The organism is Sphingomonas psychrotolerans (assembly GCF_002796605.1).
In the GTDB taxonomy this organism is placed as follows: domain Bacteria; phylum Pseudomonadota; class Alphaproteobacteria; order Sphingomonadales; family Sphingomonadaceae; genus Sphingomonas; species Sphingomonas psychrotolerans.
Map to the genome: position 1 here is coordinate 3,481,570 of NZ_CP024923.1, position 15,336 is coordinate 3,496,905.

Annotated in this window: 12 protein-coding genes; 4 read left to right on the forward strand and 8 right to left on the reverse strand. The window is 67.0% G+C overall.

Going from position 1 to position 15,336, the window contains the following annotated elements:
- Positions 1–10: 10 nt before the first annotated feature.
- The gene (locus CVN68_RS15885; RefSeq protein WP_100283064.1) at positions 11–1,693 is read right to left on the reverse strand and encodes a M28 family metallopeptidase; all 1,683 of its coding nucleotides are present in this window, start codon (positions 1,691–1,693) and stop codon (positions 11–13) included.
- Positions 1,694–1,806: 113 nt separating this feature from the next.
- Between CVN68_RS15885 and pepN the strand changes: the two genes are divergently transcribed.
- From pepN to CVN68_RS15900, 3 genes are all read left to right on the forward strand, one after another.
- Positions 1,807–4,395, forward strand: a complete 2,589-nt coding sequence (gene pepN, locus CVN68_RS15890) for an aminopeptidase N (protein WP_100284458.1) — start codon at positions 1,807–1,809, stop codon at positions 4,393–4,395.
- Between the two features lie 83 nt (positions 4,396–4,478).
- Positions 4,479–4,964 (forward strand): methylated-DNA--[protein]-cysteine S-methyltransferase, encoded by a 486-nt coding sequence (locus CVN68_RS15895; protein ID WP_100283065.1) that lies wholly within the window; start codon positions 4,479–4,481, stop codon positions 4,962–4,964.
- Between the two features lie 184 nt (positions 4,965–5,148).
- The gene (locus CVN68_RS15900; RefSeq protein WP_233503384.1) at positions 5,149–6,699 is read left to right on the forward strand and encodes an ArnT family glycosyltransferase; all 1,551 of its coding nucleotides are present in this window, start codon (positions 5,149–5,151) and stop codon (positions 6,697–6,699) included.
- On the opposite strand, the gene CVN68_RS15905 is transcribed toward CVN68_RS15900, so the two are convergent.
- Genes CVN68_RS15905 through CVN68_RS15915 form a run of 3 tightly spaced genes read right to left on the reverse strand, consistent with a single transcriptional unit; the run spans position 6,636 to position 9,282 of the window.
- Complete coding sequence (locus tag CVN68_RS15905) at positions 6,636–7,835, reverse strand: glycosyltransferase (protein WP_100283066.1); 1,200 nt, start codon at positions 7,833–7,835, stop codon at positions 6,636–6,638. The two genes, CVN68_RS15900 and CVN68_RS15905, sit on opposite strands and share 64 nt — an antisense overlap.
- An 11-nt stretch (positions 7,836–7,846) precedes the next feature.
- The gene (locus CVN68_RS15910; RefSeq protein WP_100283067.1) at positions 7,847–8,359 is read right to left on the reverse strand and encodes a DUF2141 domain-containing protein; all 513 of its coding nucleotides are present in this window, start codon (positions 8,357–8,359) and stop codon (positions 7,847–7,849) included.
- Positions 8,356–9,282: a hypothetical protein gene (locus CVN68_RS15915; protein WP_199560101.1), complete on the reverse strand. Its 927-nt coding sequence runs from the start codon at positions 9,280–9,282 to the stop codon at positions 8,356–8,358. Before CVN68_RS15915 ends, CVN68_RS15910 begins: the two co-directional genes overlap by 4 nt.
- Before the next feature lie 190 nt (positions 9,283–9,472).
- Here CVN68_RS15915 and CVN68_RS15920 point away from each other — a divergent pair, with 190 nt between their 5' ends.
- Positions 9,473–10,558, forward strand: a complete 1,086-nt coding sequence (locus tag CVN68_RS15920) for a glycosyltransferase (RefSeq protein ID WP_100283069.1) — start codon at positions 9,473–9,475, stop codon at positions 10,556–10,558.
- Between the two features lie 44 nt (positions 10,559–10,602).
- On the opposite strand, the gene CVN68_RS15925 is transcribed toward CVN68_RS15920, so the two are convergent.
- Genes CVN68_RS15925 through lepB form a run of 4 tightly spaced genes read right to left on the reverse strand, consistent with a single transcriptional unit; the run spans position 10,603 to position 15,336 of the window.
- Positions 10,603–12,663 carry a TonB-dependent receptor gene (locus CVN68_RS15925; RefSeq protein ID WP_100283070.1) on the reverse strand — a complete coding sequence of 687 codons (2,061 nt, stop codon included), beginning with the start codon at positions 12,661–12,663 and terminating at the stop codon, positions 10,603–10,605.
- Positions 12,656–13,279, reverse strand: a complete 624-nt coding sequence (gene maiA, locus CVN68_RS15930) for a maleylacetoacetate isomerase (protein WP_100283071.1) — start codon at positions 13,277–13,279, stop codon at positions 12,656–12,658. Before maiA ends, CVN68_RS15925 begins: the two co-directional genes overlap by 8 nt.
- 18 nt (positions 13,280–13,297) lie before the next feature.
- Complete coding sequence (locus CVN68_RS15935; protein ID WP_100283072.1) at positions 13,298–14,467, reverse strand: AI-2E family transporter; 1,170 nt, start codon at positions 14,465–14,467, stop codon at positions 13,298–13,300.
- On the reverse strand, positions 14,464–15,336 hold the full coding sequence (gene lepB, locus CVN68_RS15940; RefSeq protein ID WP_100284460.1) for a signal peptidase I: 873 nt from the start codon (positions 15,334–15,336) through the stop codon (positions 14,464–14,466). Before lepB ends, CVN68_RS15935 begins: the two co-directional genes overlap by 4 nt.

Below are 15,336 nucleotides of genomic sequence, written 5' to 3' on the forward strand. Positions count from 1 at the left end.
TTCGCACTCCTCACTTCTCCATCGGCCCGCCGAACAGCGTTCCGAAGAAGTCACCCTTCTTCCACATCGGCTTCTGGTCGGCATCAGCGATCTCGCGGGCGATGCGATAATTGACGTCGACGAAGCGCGCCCCCGATTCCCAGTCTATCGCCGGCTGCTGGACGAGATCGTCCGACGGCTGGTGGTAATGGGTGCTCAGGAACGCCTCGGTCGCTGCCTTGCCCGGACCCTTTTCGCCCGGCCACAGAAACACCGAGGGAATACCCTGCTGGACGAAGCGATAATGGTCCGAGCGGACGAAGAACGCCTCGTCGGGGCGCGGATCGCCGCCCATCCCGACGCCGATCTGCGCGGCGGCGCGCGCCACCGTCTCGCCGAGAGTCGAATGCGCGGCGCCGAACGGCGTCACGTCCTCGAACTTGTAGGTGAGGATCGGCATGTCGAGATTGACGTCGGCGACGAGGTTCGCCTTCGGGACGGTGGGATTGCGCGCAAAATAGTCGGCGCCGACGAGACCCTTTTCCTCGGCGGTGACTGCGAGGAACAGGATCGAGCGGCGCGGCGGCTTGCCCGATGCCTTGAAGCGGCGCGCTTCCTCGATCAGGGAGGCCACTCCGACGGCATTGTCCATTGCGCCGTTATAGATGGTGTCGCCCTTCGCATCGGCCTTGCCGACGCCGACATGGTCGAGATGCGCCGAGAGGACGACGACTTCCTTGCCGATCGCCGGATCGCTGCCGGGGAGGATGCCGGCGACATTGTAGCTTGCGATCGCGGTGTTGGCGGTGTTGAGCGTCACCGACAGCGTGGCCGGGAGCTGCACCGCCTTGAATTTGGCGTTGTCATCCTGGGCGAGCTTCGCGACGGTCGCCCACTTTACCCCGGAGCCCTCGAACAGCCGCGCGGCCGCGGTGGTGCTCAACATGCCGAGCCCAGGCGCGGTCGGCGTCGGGATATGGCCGCTGCCATCGGCCTCGGCCCAGGTGACGCGTGGGCGATCATAGGTGCCCGCAAGCGTTTTGAATGGATAATTGCCGCGACCGGCACGCGGCGACTCGAGCGTGATATAGCCGATCGCACCCTTTGCGCGCGCAATCTCGGCCTTGGTGGGCACGCTTCCGAAATGGGCGCGCTCCTCGGCGGGGAATTTGGACGGCGCGCCGCCGAAGAAGGCGACGATCTTGCCCTTTACGTCGACGCCCTTGTAATCGTCGCGGCCCAGCCCGGCGATGCCATAGCCGACGAACACCAAGGGGGCGCTTAGCTGGAAGGCGGTCTTGTTTGGATTACCGGCCGGGAGATAGTCCTCGCCGAAGACGAACGCGACCGGCTCGCCGCCCTTGCGCGTGAACGCCATGCTGCCCTTGTCGGCCGGCTTGTAGCTGATCAAAGGTACCTTCTGGAGATACGATCCGTCGTCGCCGGCGGGGCGCAGGCCCTGCGCGTAGAATTGCGATGCGACATATTGCGCGGCGATGTCATATTCGGCGCTGCCCGCCTCGCGCCCGCGCATCTGATCCGAGGCGAGGAACATGATGTGGCTCTTGAGCGCTGCCTGATCGGCGGGAAGCTCGGCGTTGAGCAGCGCGTTGGTCTGGGCAGGTGAAGGTACAGGTGCCGCGGTCGGGGTCTGCGCCAGCGCTGGAGCGGCGCCGAGCGCGATCAGGCCGAGCGGCGCAATCAGTCGAAGCATAGGGTAATCCTGAGGAAAGTCTGGGATGACTTACCGGTAGCAGCGCGCAACCGTTAGGCAAGCGGACAGTTTATGGTGGCGGCCCAAGGGGCTGATCCTATATCGCAAGCATGATGGCAGACGCTCAGACCGCAACCCAGGCGCCCAACGTGACGCGCCGCGAGGATTACAACGAACCCGATTGGCGCGTTCCAGAGATCGCGCTCGACCTCGATCTCGACCCCGCTGCGACTCGGGTGCGCACGACTTTGTGGGTCGAACGGGGCGGCGTGCATGATCGGCCGCTGCGGCTCGACGGCGACGGGCTGACCGCGCTTTCGGTCAAGGTCGACGGTGCCGAGACCATGGACTGGCACATGGACGGCCCGAACCTCGTGGTGCCGCTTTCCGGGTCGGCGCACACGATCGAGACCGAGGTCGAGATCGCGCCCGAACGCAACACCCAGCTGCAGGGGCTTTATGCCTCGAGCGGCATGCTGTGCACCCAGTGCGAGGCCGAGGGCTTCCGCCGCATCACTTTCTTCCCCGACCGGCCCGACGTGCTCAGCCGCTACAAGGTCAAGCTGACTGCCGACAAAACGCGCTTCCCGGTGCTGCTGGCGAACGGCGATCCGATCGCGCAGGGCGAACTCGACGGCGGCAAGCATTGGGCCGAGTGGCACGATCCGTTTCTCAAGCCGAGCTATCTGTTCGCTTTGGTGGCGGGCGATCTCGTCGCCAATCGCGGCACCTTCACGACGATGTCGGGGCGCGAAGTGCAGCTCGGCATCTGGGTACGCGCGCCCGATCTCGCCAAGACCGATCACGCGCTCCACGCGCTCAAGCTTTCGATGGCGTGGGACGAGAAGGTCTATGGCCGCGAGTACGATCTCGACGTGTTCAACATCGTCGCGGTCGACGATTTCAATTTCGGCGCGATGGAGAACAAGGGGCTGAACGTTTTCAACAGCCGCTACATCCTCGCCGATCCCGATACCGCGACCGATTATGATTACGACGCGATCGCCGCGGTGGTCGCGCACGAATATTTCCACAATTGGTCGGGCAATCGCGTCACGTGCCGCGACTGGTTCCAGCTCAGTCTCAAGGAAGGCTTCACGGTCTTTCGCGATCAGAGCTTTTCGGCCGATCAGGGCAGCGCCGCGGTCAAGAGGATCGAGGACGTGCGCGGGCTGCGCGCCAGTCAGTTCCCCGAGGATGCGGGTCCGCTCGCGCACCCGGTGCGCCCCGACGAATATATCGAGATCTCTAACTTCTACACCGCGACGATCTACAACAAGGGCGCCGAAGTCATCCGGATGATGGCGACGATCCTCGGTCCCGAGAAATTCCGTGCCGCGACCGATCTCTATTTCGACCGCTTCGACGGCACCGCCGCGACCTGCGAAGATTTCGTCCAGTGCATGGAGCAGGCCGGCGGAGTCGACCTGACCCAGTTCCGTCGCTGGTACAGCCAGGCGGGCACGCCGCGCGTCTCGGCGACGCTCGCGCAGGAGGGCGGCCGCGCGCGGCTCAGCCTGCGCCAGCTCGTTCCGCCCACCCCGGGCCAGCCGGTCAAGGAGCCGATGGTGCTCCCGCTGAAGCTCAAGCTGTTCGGCGGCTTCACCGGCCGGCCGATGTGCGACGAGCAATTGATTCTGCTCAAGGAAGACGCACAGGAACTGCTGTTCGAAAACCTGTCCGAGACGCCGGTGCTGTCGATCAACCGCGGCTTCTCGGCGCCGATCGTGGTCGAGACCAACCGCACCGCGAAAGACCTCGCTTTCCTGTCGGCGCACGATGACGATCCGTTTGCGCGCTACGAGGCGATGCAGCAGCTGATGCTCGATACGCTGGTGACCTCAGTCACCAATGGCGGAACCGATCATGCGGCAGTGATCGAGGCGGTACGCAACACGCTGACCGATTCCGCGCTCGATCGCGCCTTCGTCGCCGAGGCGGTGCTGTTGCCGTCGGACAGCTTCATCGGCGATCAAATGGCGGTGGTCGAGCCCGAGGCGATCTTCCGCGCGCGCGAGGCGCTGCGCGCGGATCTCGGCAAGGCGCTCGAAGCCGAATGGCGCGCGGCCTATGAGGGAAGCTTGGCCAACCGCTTCGAATATTCTCCCTCGGCAAAGGGCGCGCGGCGGCTCAAGACGGTATCGCTCGGCTATATCGCCGCGAGCGGAGCGGCCGATGCCGATCAGCTGGCGTTCGACCAGTTCTCGCTGGCCGACAACATGACCGATCGGCAAGGTGGGCTGACCACGCTGGTCAACGGCGCGTCGCCGCTGCGTGAGGAGGCGCTGGAGGCGTTCTACCAGCGCTATCAGGGTAACGGCCTGGTGCTCGACAAATGGTTCCAGGCGCAGGCGCTGTCGACCCGCGAAGATACCGCCGAGATGGTCGAGCGGCTGGTTGCGCATCGGGACTTCACGCTCTCGAACCCCAATCGTGCCAGGTCGCTGATCGGCGCATTCAGCGTCAACCAGCGCGCTTTTCACGACGTGTCGGGCCGCGGCTACCGCTTCGTCGCGGATCAGCTGATCGCGCTCGACAAGCTCAACCCGCAGACTGCCGCCAAGCTGATCCCCCCGCTCGGCCGCTGGAAGCGATTCGACGAGGCGCGCGCCGCCAAGATGCGCGCCGAACTCGAGCGAATCGTCGCGACGCCGGGGCTGAGCAAGGACATGTTCGAGCAGGCGTCGAAGTCGCTGGACTGACCGGCTTTGACGCGTGGTTCCGGGAAGCGCCGCGGTGCGCGCCGCGGCAGGATGGCATGCCCATTCCGGAACGGAGAACCCGCATGACCCATGTTCGCAAGGCAATTCCGTCGCCGATCGGCGTGCTGACTCTCGTGGCGCGCGACGATCGCTTGACGGCCATCCTCTGGGAGAATGACGATCCCGGGCGTGTGCGGTTGGGCGCGATGATCGACGACCCCGATCATCCGATCCTGTGCGAGACCGAACGCCAGCTCGCACTCTATTTCGCGGGCAAGCTCGATGCGTTCACCGTGCCGCTCGATTTCAGCGGCACTGCGTTCCAGAAAAGTGTCTGGAAAGCGTTGCTGGCGATTCCGTTTGGGGAGACGCGCTCTTATGGCGAGATCGCGCGGCAACTCGGGCGGCCCGGCGCAGCGCGGGCGGTGGGCGCTGCGAACGGACGCAACCCGATCTCGATCATCGCGCCCTGTCACCGGGTGATCGGCGCGAGCGGCAAGCTCACCGGATTCGCCGGCGGGCTCGAGGCGAAACGATATCTGCTCGGGCTGGAAAGCCGGGCGGCCTAGCCGGCATCGCGTCGCGGCGACATGGCTGGATGGCCCTTCATCGCAAAGTCGGTGCGCGAAGTCCGGCGGCGGGTGACAGCCTGTGCCGCCTTCGGTAAGCGACGACCAGGTCGGTCGCAAACAAGGCGAAATCCATGCACTCGTCGCGGACTTTGGCATCCGAGAAGCGGGGCGGGCGCAACTGATGGCGCGCGAAAGCGCCGTTGCGCCGACGCGCACGCTGCGGCTGCCGTCGCTCGCCACCGCCTTGGCCGCGCTTCCTCCCTGGCTGGTGCTGCTTGCGGCCGCGATCGCGGTGCGTGCGGTCGCCTTCGGCAACCCGGTGGTGCATGTCGACGAGGAGTTCTATTTCCTCACGGCGCAGCGGATGCTCGAAGGCGCGCTGCCTTATGTCGACATCTGGGACCGCAAGCCGATCGGGCTGTTCCTGATCTATCTGCCGGCAGCCGGGTTCGGACCTTGGGTCGGGCTCTGGGTCTATCAATTGATGGCGCTGGCGAGCGTGGTGCTCACCGCGTTGCTGATCCTGCGGCTCGCCGAGCGCGGCGGCTGGGGCGAGGGCGGGCTCGTCGCGGCATTGCTCTATCTCTTCATGCTCGGCTTCGGCGACGGGCAGAGCGGGCAGGCGCCGATATTCTACAATCTGCTAACCGCCTCGGCGATGGTGCTCGCCCTGCCCTGTGCCGCGTCGGCGGCGTCCGGCCGACTGCGCAGGGCCCGGGCGATCGGCGCGATGGCGCTGATCGGCGTTGCGCTGCAGGTCAAATATTCGGTGCTGTTCGAGGGGATGTTCCTCGGGCTGTGGCTGCTCTGGCGCGAGCATCGGCTGGGCCGCGCGCCGTGGCGGATCGGGGTGTTCGGCGTCGAACTGGTCGTGGCGGCGATGGTACCGACGTTCCTCGCCTGGGGCGTCTATGCCGTGTTCGGCCATGGCTATGCGTGGTTCTATGCCAATCTGGGTTCGATCCTCGATCGCAACAGCGATCCGCCGCTGGTGCTGCTCGGCGCGTTCCTGAAGGTCGCGCTGATCCTCGCACCCTTGCTGATCGTCGGCGGGCTTTCGCGCCATGTTCCGGTCAAGGACGAAAGCGAGCGCCCGATACGTGCGCTCTATTTCGGCTGGCTGATCGCCTCGGTGTTCGGGCTGATCGTGTTCGGCACCTGGTTCAACCATTATGCGCTGCCGGTGATGTTGCCGGCGTGCCTGTGCTGCGCGGGGTTTCTCGGCCGCAATCCAACCGGGCGGCGCCTCGTCACGCCGCTGCTGCTGCTCGCGGCGGGGCTGGGCGGTGAGTACACCGTGTGGAGCGCAAAATGGCACCGCGGCGACGCGCGGCAGCTCGAGACCTTGGCCGAGGCGATCGGCCGAGGGCCCGGCTGCCTATACGTCTATTCGGGCAATTCGAGCCTCTATTCACACACCGGGCGCTGTGCGCTGAGCCCGTGGGTCTATCCCAGCCATCTGTCGCGCGAGCGCGAGAATGGCGCGATCGGAGTCGATCAGCTTGCCGAGATCGGCCGGATCTTCGCGCGGCGGCCCGAGATCGTCGTGATGGGGCCGGCATTTTCCGGCGAACGCGCGGAATCGCGCCGGCTGGTGATCGATCGGTTGAAGGCGGGGAATTACACGCTGCGCGGGCACTACCCGCTCGGCAAGACGCTCCTCGAAATCTATGCCGCGCCGGGCAGCACCGCAGGCGTCGCGCCGCGCCGCGCGGCCAGAAGTCCTTCATAATAAGCCATCAGCTCGACCGTGTGATCGCGGTCGTTGCGCACCTTGCCTGCGGCCACGCGCGCAGCGGCGCGCAGGATCGCGGGTTCGCGCGCGAACATCCGGCGGATCGCATCGGCGGCCGACAGTGCGTCGCGTGCGGCATAGGTCTCGGCGAACAGGGGATCGGCCAGTTCGGCGAACCCACCTTCGTCGGGGCCGATCAGCGGCAGGCCCGAAGCCAGCGCCTCGGATGCGACCAGCCCGAACGGCTCGGCATCGGAGCCGTGCACCAGCGCGTCGCAGCTCGCCATGATCCGCGACAGCCGGACGCGGTCATATACCGGGCGGAAGATCCGGATGTGCGGGCTTCCGGCAATCCGGGTCTCGAGATGGCGGCGCTCCGGGCCGTCGCCGATCAGGATCAGCCCCACCGGCAAATCGGTCGCCGCCGCCTCGACGGCATCGATCACCAGCGGCCAGCGCTTTTCCTTGTGATGCCGACCGAGCCCGAGCAGCAAATGCCCCTCGGGCGGCAGCCCGCATTGCTCGAGCAGCGCCACGCGCAGCTTCTCGTCGCGCAGATCGGGCGAGAACCAGCTGCGCTCGATCCCCAGCGGCATCGATGCGTCGACCGTCATGCCGCGGCGGCGGAAGCGCTTGGCGAGCGCCGGCCCGTTGGTGACGAACGCGTCATAGTGGCTGAGGAAGCGGTTCATGTAGCGCGTGTACCAGGCGAAGGCGCGCTCGACCTGAATCGGCGTGGCGATGTTGTCGAGCCAGCGCTGCGGATAGGCGCCCATCTGATCGCCATGCGCGAAAAAGACCTTTAGCGCGTCGCCCTGCCAGTTCGCGACTGTCCAGGCGGGGAGCCAGGGCGAGCTGCATTCGACGATGTCGGGCTGGAGCCGGTCGAGCAATTCCCAGACCGGCTCGTCCTTGACGAAGATGCAGTAATTGCGGTCGAGCACCAGCGCCGGCGACTTGACCCAGAGGATGCGGCCGCCGCCGGGGCGATCTTCGACTCCGTCTTCGAGCGCCGGGGCGATGACGGTCAGCTCATGCCCCATATCGGCCATGATGCCGATCTTGCGGTCGATATAGGTGCGCACCCCGCCGCCGGTGGGGGAGTAGAATTCGTTGACGTCGACGATGCGCATTCGCGGCCTCCTCAATCGAGCGGGCCGAAGCCGCCGAGCCCCTTGAGATATTGCGCGCGCACCGTGATCTGGCCGCCATTCGCGGGGACATTAACCAGCGCCTGACGGACCTTGGGGCGGCTCCGCCCGAGCCGCTGATTGCTGGGGAAGCCGGCGCCGTCCTGCCAGAAATTGAACTTGTTCTTGCCGTCGCGATCGTGGGTGAACAGCAAGGCCCATTGCCCGGCCCCCGGCGCGCGGATGCACAGGGTAACCGCGCCCGAAGCCGGCGTGGCCGCCCAGATGCGGCGCATCTGCTTGCCCTCGGCCTTGATCGTGCGGTCGTCCTTGAGGAAATCGGCCTCGTTGCCGGGATAGAGTTCGAGCTTGAGCCGGCCACCGCGATCCTTGAGGCCGGTGACGTTGACGTAGAGCTTGGGCCCCACGCCGCGCGCGCACGAACCGTCGAGCGGGTCCTGCGCCCGCGCCGCGCCGGGCAGCGCCAGCGCGACAAGCGCGAGCGAGAGAAGAGCGGGGCGAATCATTGCTTGTTCCTCGTGATCAGGGCGTGCGCGCTGAAGCCCGCGATCAGCGCGACATGGGCGAGCAGCGTCAGCGCAGCGATCAGCGCCATCAGCTCCGAAAGGGCATCGCCTTGCCCGATCACCACGCCGGCGATCGTCGCGAAGGCGACTTCCTTGTTTGGGACCAAAGGCAGGCGCCAGACGAGCAGGCGTCCGGCGGCCATCAGCAGCCAGAAGCCGACCGAAACTTCGGGCAGCGCGAAATGCCATGCCAGCGCGATGAGGAACGAGCCGGTCAGAATGCGCGCGCAATGTACGCCGAAGATCCACCACAAGGTGCCGCGCGGCAGCGAGAAGACGCGCCGCGAGAAGATCATGAAGGGCAGCGACGTGGCGACGATGATCGCGATCGAGCCCCATACCCAATTCTGCTGGACATGGGTGAGCAGCCCCATCCCGAACGGCGCGGCGAGCACGATCATCGCCAGCGTGACCATGTTGCCCGCGATCGCCGAAAGGATCGTCACGTCCTTGACCGCGCCGAACGGCGCCGCGACCATCTGGGTACGCTGGCGCGCCCAGGCGTAGAAATAGGCCTCACCCGAATAGCCGATCAGCACTTCGTTCGAGATGCGCTTCTTGTGGAGCGCGGCCATGCCGGCGAGCGGGATGTTCCACAGCCGCTTGAAGATCACGTAATCGAAGGTCGGCGGGCCGAAATAATATAGCGCAAAAGCGAGATAGAAGAGCGGATTGGTCGGCAGCCGCCGCGACAGGCCGGCAAGCCCCGAATCGAACAATTCGTGCGCCAGCGCGCCGATCATCAGCAGCGTCAGCGCGCCGCCCAGCAGCATCGGCCAGCGGCGTCTGATCTTTTCGACGGGTTCGAGCCCCGCCAGGTCCGGCGTGCCCGCCAAGGGGGCTTCGACAGCGCTGGTGTTCACCGAAGCCTCCACTGCTGGTTCATTCACTGGGTTGTTTCCGCTGCAGACACGTAAAAACAAATTCGCTTTGTTTCCGCGTCTTGCATCGCTTCCCCAAAATGCGTGCCCGTGCGGAGATGGCGGATTGACAGCAGAATGCGGTTTATTGCCGGGGCGATTTGGGCCTAAGGATGGCAAACCGCAAGGGCAGATGTTGCACCGCACCTATTCCGAAACCGCACAACACGTCCTCAGTTACGCCCAGACCATGCGTGGCGGCGGGGTCGAGCGGGCGCTGCTGCGCATGGTCGAAGGCTGGCTGCGCGCCGGCCGGCGGGTGACCTTGGTGCTGGGCAGCGACGAGGGGCCATTGGCCGCAGAGATCCCGCCAGGCGTGGATCTGATCCATCTCGGCGACGCGCGCTATTCGGCGCTGTTCGCGCTTGCGCGGCATGTCCGGAATGTGGCGCCGGATCTGATCTTTTGCCCGGGCAATCATTATAGCGGTGTCGCGGCGCTGACCCGGCTGCGCCTCGGTCGCGCCTCGCCGCCGATCGTCGCCAAGGTATCGAATGCGCTGGTTCGCCCCGAGCAGACTGGCCGCGAAGCCTGGGCCTATCGCCGCTGGCTGCGGCTCCACCCGCGCTTCATCGATCATGTCGTCGCGATGACGCCGGCGATGGCGGCGGAGGCGGTCGCGGAGATGCATATCGCCCCCGAGCGCGTGAGCGTGATCGCCAACCCGCCGGCCTTGCCGCGCCCCGATGCCGCGCCGGTGCAGTTGCCGGAGGGGCGCTATATCGTCGGCGTCGGGCGGCTCGAGCCGCAGAAACGCTGGGACCGGCTGATCGACGCGCTGGCGCGAACCGATGACCAACATGTGCAGCTGCTGATCCTTGGTGAAGGCAGCATGCGCGTGCAGCTGGAGGCGCAGGTGGCAGCGCTGGGGCTGGCCGCGCGTGTGCGGATGCCGGGCCATGCGGGGGATCCGCTGCCGGCGCTGGCCGGGGCCGCGGTCGCGGTGCTGACGTCGGACTATGAAGGCGTGCCCGGCGTGCTGCGCGAGGCGCTGTCGGTGGGGACGCCGGTGGTGTCGACCGAATCGAGCGTCGCGGTGCGCGAGATCGTCGGTGCGCCGGAATTGGGGACGGTGATCGCGCGGGAGGATGCTGCGAGTCTGGTAGCCGCGCTAAATTTCTGGCTGGCGCCGGGACGCCCGCGGCCGGCACCGGTCGCGGCGGGCGGCGATCCGATCGCGGAATATCTCGCGCTGTTCGACCGGCTGGTCGCGAAATAGCGCCAGGGCTCCTGCTTTTGCCGCAGGACTGTTCTTCTGAAAGGTTAGCGTAGCCGGTAGCGCAGCCCCAGCCACAATGTCCGCGGGGTTGCCCGTTCGATCACCCCCGGGCCGCTGATCCCCGCTTCGACCCGTGCATCCGCGAGGTTCTCCGCGCGCGCCTCGACGGTCAGGTTATTCGTCAATGGCACCGCCGCGACCGCGTCGAAGGTAAGCGCGTCGGCGAGTTCGCGGCTGTTCTGGTCGTCTTCATATTGCGGCGAGGCATAGCGCGCGGTGAGCGATGCCCCCAGATCGTCGCGATGCCATGCCAGTGTCGTCGAGGCTTGGTGCGCCGCGGTCTGCGCGGGGCGGAGACCATCGAGCGCCGCGGCCGCGCCTGAGGCACGCACGCGCGAATCGGCAAAGGCGTAGGAAGCCGACAAGCGGATCGCGCCGGTGTCGAATCTGCCGTCCAGCTCGATCCCGCGGGCTTCGACGGCGTCGAGATTCTGGCGCTGGCGATAAACCCCTGCCGCCGAGACGAAGCCGACGCCGGGGAAAATGCCCGGGCCGCTGGCCATCGTCACATTGGCGATCGCGCCATCGAGACGGTTCCAATAGCCGGTGGCGCGCAGCGTCAGCGCAGCCAGCGGGCGCCAGTCGAGGCCGAGTTCGGCGCCGGTCAGCCGTTCGGGATCGAGTGCGGTGTTGGCTGCGGTCGCGTCGGCGCCGACGCGGAAGGGACGATAGAGTTCGTTGAGGGTCGGCAGGCGCCAGCCGCGATAGGCGGCGGCGCGAAAGGTGACCGGGCCGGCTGCGAACGCCGCGCCGACGCGGCCGGTCGCCTCGGTGCCGCTGCGGTCGGCGAAGGCGAGATTGGTGAGCGCGGCGCCTCCGGCGAGCGGGCGTTCGACCAGTGAACCATTGGTGATCGTCCAGTGGTCGAGCCGCCCGCCGGCATTGAGCGTCAGCCCGCCGGCTTCGTAGCTCGCGTCGATGAACCCGCCGAGGATATTGCTCTCGCCGCCGGCGACACGACGGCGCGTCGGGGTGCCCGCCACGAAGGTGTAGCGCTCCTGGGTGCGCCCGGAGACGCGGCGAACATCGCCGCCCAGCCGAAGCGTGATGCCTCCGCCGATCGGAGGCGCCAGCTCGATACGGCCGCCCATGCCGGTGGCCGGGACATTATACTGGTCGAGCGTCGGAGATGCGGCGGCACGGGCATCGTCGACACTGGCGAAGCCGCTCGCGAACTGGCGCGCTTGCAGCCAGGCCAGCGCCGACCAGCCCCAGCCGCCGCGCTTGACCAGCCGGATGCTTGCGTCGGCGCCGTCGCTGGCGACGCGGGTGAAGTCGATGCCGCGGTCGCGCCGGTCGGTGTAGCCCGAGACATTGGCCTGGAGCTCGGCGCCGGCACCGATATCGACGACGCTACGCAGTGCGAGGCTGGCTTGCTCGTAGGGCGCGGCGCGGTCGGCGGGGCCGCGGTCCTCCGCGACCACGGGCACGAAGCCGTCGCCACGGGCATATTGGCCGGCGAGCGTGACGAAGCCGCCGCCGAGCTCTGCCGAGGCGACCGCGCTGGCGTCCATGCTGTCGCGGCTGCCATAAGCGGCGCGCAGCTGGAGCGGGCCGAAATCGCGGGGCGATCCGCTGGTCAGGTCGATGGTGCCGGCAAGCGCGCCCGGCCCCGCATAGCCACTGCCGCCGCCGCGAATGACGCGGATCGCGGCAAGGCGGTCGGGCATATAAGCGGGGAAGGCGACCCAGCCGCCGAACGGATCGGTCTGCGGCACGCCGTCGAGCACCACCAAAGCGCGGCTCGACGCATTGCCGCCGAGCCCGCGCAGCGTCACGCCCTGGCTGGTCGGGTGTGCCGAGCGCGAGTCCGAGCGGCGGAACTGGGCGATGCCCGCTGCGTCGCGCAGCGCGTCCTCGATCCGGTTGCTCGCCGTGCCGGTGAGGCGCTCGCGATCGATCGTGACGACGTCATAGGCCGCCTCGCCCGGCGGTGCATCGAGCCCGCGGCCGGTGACGACGATGTCGTTCGGGTCGGTCTGGGCGAGGGCGGGAAGCGGAAGGAGCGCGGCGCCGGCTGCGAGTAACCAGCCCTGGCTATGCATGCGGACCCACCCGGTCCGGGTGCGCGGCGGCGAAGGCAGGAATTTCCTGCGCGGCGGCGTCGGCGCGAACCAGCTTCGGAAACGCCTCGAGCGGCGTGGCGAAGCGGCGCGCGTTGAACATCTGGGGGACGAGGAAGATGTCGGCTACATCGGGCGTTGTCCCGCCGAGGAACGGCCCGTCGCCAGCCATTGCCTCTAGCGCAGCGAAGCCCTCCGCGATCCAGTGGCGCGTCCATTCGTCGCGTGCATCGTCGTCGACACCCATAACCTTGAGCCGGCGCATCACGCGGAGATTGTTTAGCGGGTGGGTATCGGCGGCGATCACCAGCGCGCGGGCAAGCGCGGCGGCGCGCGCATCGGGATCGGCGGGGATCAACCGCGGCTCGGGGTATCTGGCATCGAGCCAGTCGATGATCGCGAGGCTCTGGGTCAGCACCTTGCCGTCGACCTCGAGCGCAGGGACGAAACCCTGCGGATTCAGCGCGAGATGCTCGGGGCTGCGCTGCTGGTTCTCGAGCAGCATCACCTCGCGGCGTTCGTAGGTGAGGCCCTTAAGATTGAGCGCGATGCGGACCCGAAAGGCTGCGGACGAGCGGAAATAATCGTGAAGCAGCATGGCATTTCCCCGGTTGGCTCAGGTGGCGGCGGGCTGCCCCGGCGGTTCAGCGATCGTCGCCGCACCGGCGACCGTATCGCGATGGCGGATGCGCCAGTGGAAGCCGCGAGGCGCGTTCTCGCCGGCCTTGGCGGCGCGCTCGGCCTCGCTCTCCAGCGCGACCTTGATCATTGCGACGATCGGATCGGCGAGCGCGAGGCCCATCACCCCGAACAAGGTGCTGGCAAGGATCTGGGCGGAGAGCGTAAGTGCCGGCGGCAAGTCGACGGTGCGCTTGGCGACCAGCGGGATCAGGACATAGCCGTCGAAGGTCTGCACGCCGAAATAGATCGCAATCGCCCACAGGCCTTGATCCTGGCCGGCGCTGAAGCCGACCGAGACCATCAGCACGCCACTGACGAACGCGCCGATATTGGGAATGAAGGCGAGGATGCCGGTGATGATGCCGAGCAGCAAGGCCATCGGCACTCCGGCGAACCAGAGCAGGATGAAGGTCAGCATGCCCTCGAACAGCATGCCGAGCAGCCGGCCGGCGAGCAGCACGCGAAGCATCCGCGCCATGCGGGCGATCGTCACCGAGAAATCGTCGCGCGCGCCGATCGGCACCATCCATTGCAGCCCGCGTTCGTAAATCCGCGGGTCCATTGCAACGAACAACCCGATTGACATCACCATGAGCAGACTCGCGCCGGCGCCGAGCACCGACCCTACGGCCGAAGTGAGCCGGCCAATCGAACCGAGCGCCTGCTGCGCCATGCCGGTCAGATCGGCGCGCCCCGGCATCAAGCCGAGGCTCGAGATCCATTCGACGACGCGGTTGCCCTGGACTTCGAGTGTTGTCCGCAACTGTTCGGCCTGGAGTGCGATCTGGACGCCGGTCAGATAGAAGACGCCGCCGATGAACGCGATGACGAACAATACGACGAGCAGCAGCCGTAATCCGCGCGGAATCGGTAAAACGCGGCCGAGCAGTCGTACCCCGCCGTCAAGCATCGAGGCGAAGACCAGCCCACCGAAGATGATCAGCAAAGGCTGGATCAGCAGCACCACCAAAGCGGTGCCGATCGCCAGCCCGAACCATACCGAGGCGCGCTTCAGCTCGGCGCGCACGATCGGATCGCGCAGCTCGTTGGGGCCGGGCTGGTGGACCACCTGGACGCCTTCGCTCTCCGGTGAGTCGGCAGTCATCGGGTCTCCTGCGTCGGGTGGAGTGAAGTTCCGGCGCGGCCGCGGCGGAACGAGGCGGGCCAGCTGAGCGGGTTCCAGCTCGCGCTGCCGTCGAGCGAGAAGGTGAGGAATTCGGCGCGGCCGCCGATATTCTCCCACGGCACCGGGCCGCCTAGACCGTTCTGGGCGACCGTGAAGCGGCTGTCGGCGCTGTTGTCGCGATTGTCACCCATCAGGAACACGCGACCCTGCGGCACGAGGGTCTCCGGGTAGTTGTCGCCCGGGCTCCAGCCGAGGTCGACGGTGTCGTAGGAGCGGCCCTCGGGCAGAGTCTCACGGAAGATCGGCAGGCGACACACCGCCTTGCCATCCGAAAGCCGGACGAGGCTGTCGCGATAATGGTCGGGATCGCAGCGGGTGTTGGCGTCGACGGAAATGTCGCGCGTTCCTGCGGCGCGGCGCGGGATCGCCTTTCCGTTCAGATAAATCACGCCCTCGCGTACGGCGATCCGGTCCCCGGGCAGCCCGATCACGCGCTTGATATAGTCGGTCTCGGTCCCCGGCGGGGTGACGATCACTACGTCGCCGCGCCTCGGCAGGCTGCCGAACACCCGGCCGGGCATGAACGGAAGCAAGTGGAAGGTCGGCGTGACGAAGCTGTAGCCATAGGGATATTTGGTGACGACCAGCCGATCGCCGACCAGCAGCCCCGGCATCATCGATTCGGACGGGATGTAGAAGGGCTTGGCGACGAGGCTATGGAAGCCGAGCACCGCAAGGATCAGCCAGAAAATGCCGCGCAATTCGGCCCACCAATCGGTGCCCCGCCGCGTCTCGGTCTCGATCCTGGAAGTCTCTTCGTGCGTCAACGCCAACTCGTCTGCGGCCAT

What these genes read in the sequence shown, in the direction of transcription:
- CVN68_RS15935 (WP_100283072.1), bottom strand. Translation starts at nt 14,467, where the DNA reads ATGACTGCCGACTCACCGGAGAGCGAAGGCGTCCAGGTGGTCCACCAG.
- CVN68_RS15895 (WP_100283065.1), top strand. Translation starts at nt 4,479, where the DNA reads ATGACCCATGTTCGCAAGGCAATTCCGTCGCCGATCGGCGTGCTGACT.
- CVN68_RS15920 (WP_100283069.1), top strand. Translation starts at nt 9,473, where the DNA reads ATGTTGCACCGCACCTATTCCGAAACCGCACAACACGTCCTCAGTTAC.
- lepB (WP_100284460.1), bottom strand. Translation starts at nt 15,336, where the DNA reads ATGGCCGCAGACGAGTTGGCGTTGACGCACGAAGAGACTTCCAGGATC.
- CVN68_RS15925 (WP_100283070.1), bottom strand. Translation starts at nt 12,663, where the DNA reads ATGCATAGCCAGGGCTGGTTACTCGCAGCCGGCGCCGCGCTCCTTCCG.
- pepN (WP_100284458.1), top strand. Translation starts at nt 1,807, where the DNA reads ATGGCAGACGCTCAGACCGCAACCCAGGCGCCCAACGTGACGCGCCGC.
- CVN68_RS15900 (WP_233503384.1), top strand. Translation starts at nt 5,149, where the DNA reads ATGGCGCGCGAAAGCGCCGTTGCGCCGACGCGCACGCTGCGGCTGCCG.
- CVN68_RS15910 (WP_100283067.1), bottom strand. Translation starts at nt 8,359, where the DNA reads ATGATTCGCCCCGCTCTTCTCTCGCTCGCGCTTGTCGCGCTGGCGCTG.
- CVN68_RS15885 (WP_100283064.1), bottom strand. Translation starts at nt 1,693, where the DNA reads ATGCTTCGACTGATTGCGCCGCTCGGCCTGATCGCGCTCGGCGCCGCT.
- maiA (WP_100283071.1), bottom strand. Translation starts at nt 13,279, where the DNA reads ATGCTGCTTCACGATTATTTCCGCTCGTCCGCAGCCTTTCGGGTCCGC.
- CVN68_RS15905 (WP_100283066.1), bottom strand. Translation starts at nt 7,835, where the DNA reads ATGCGCATCGTCGACGTCAACGAATTCTACTCCCCCACCGGCGGCGGG.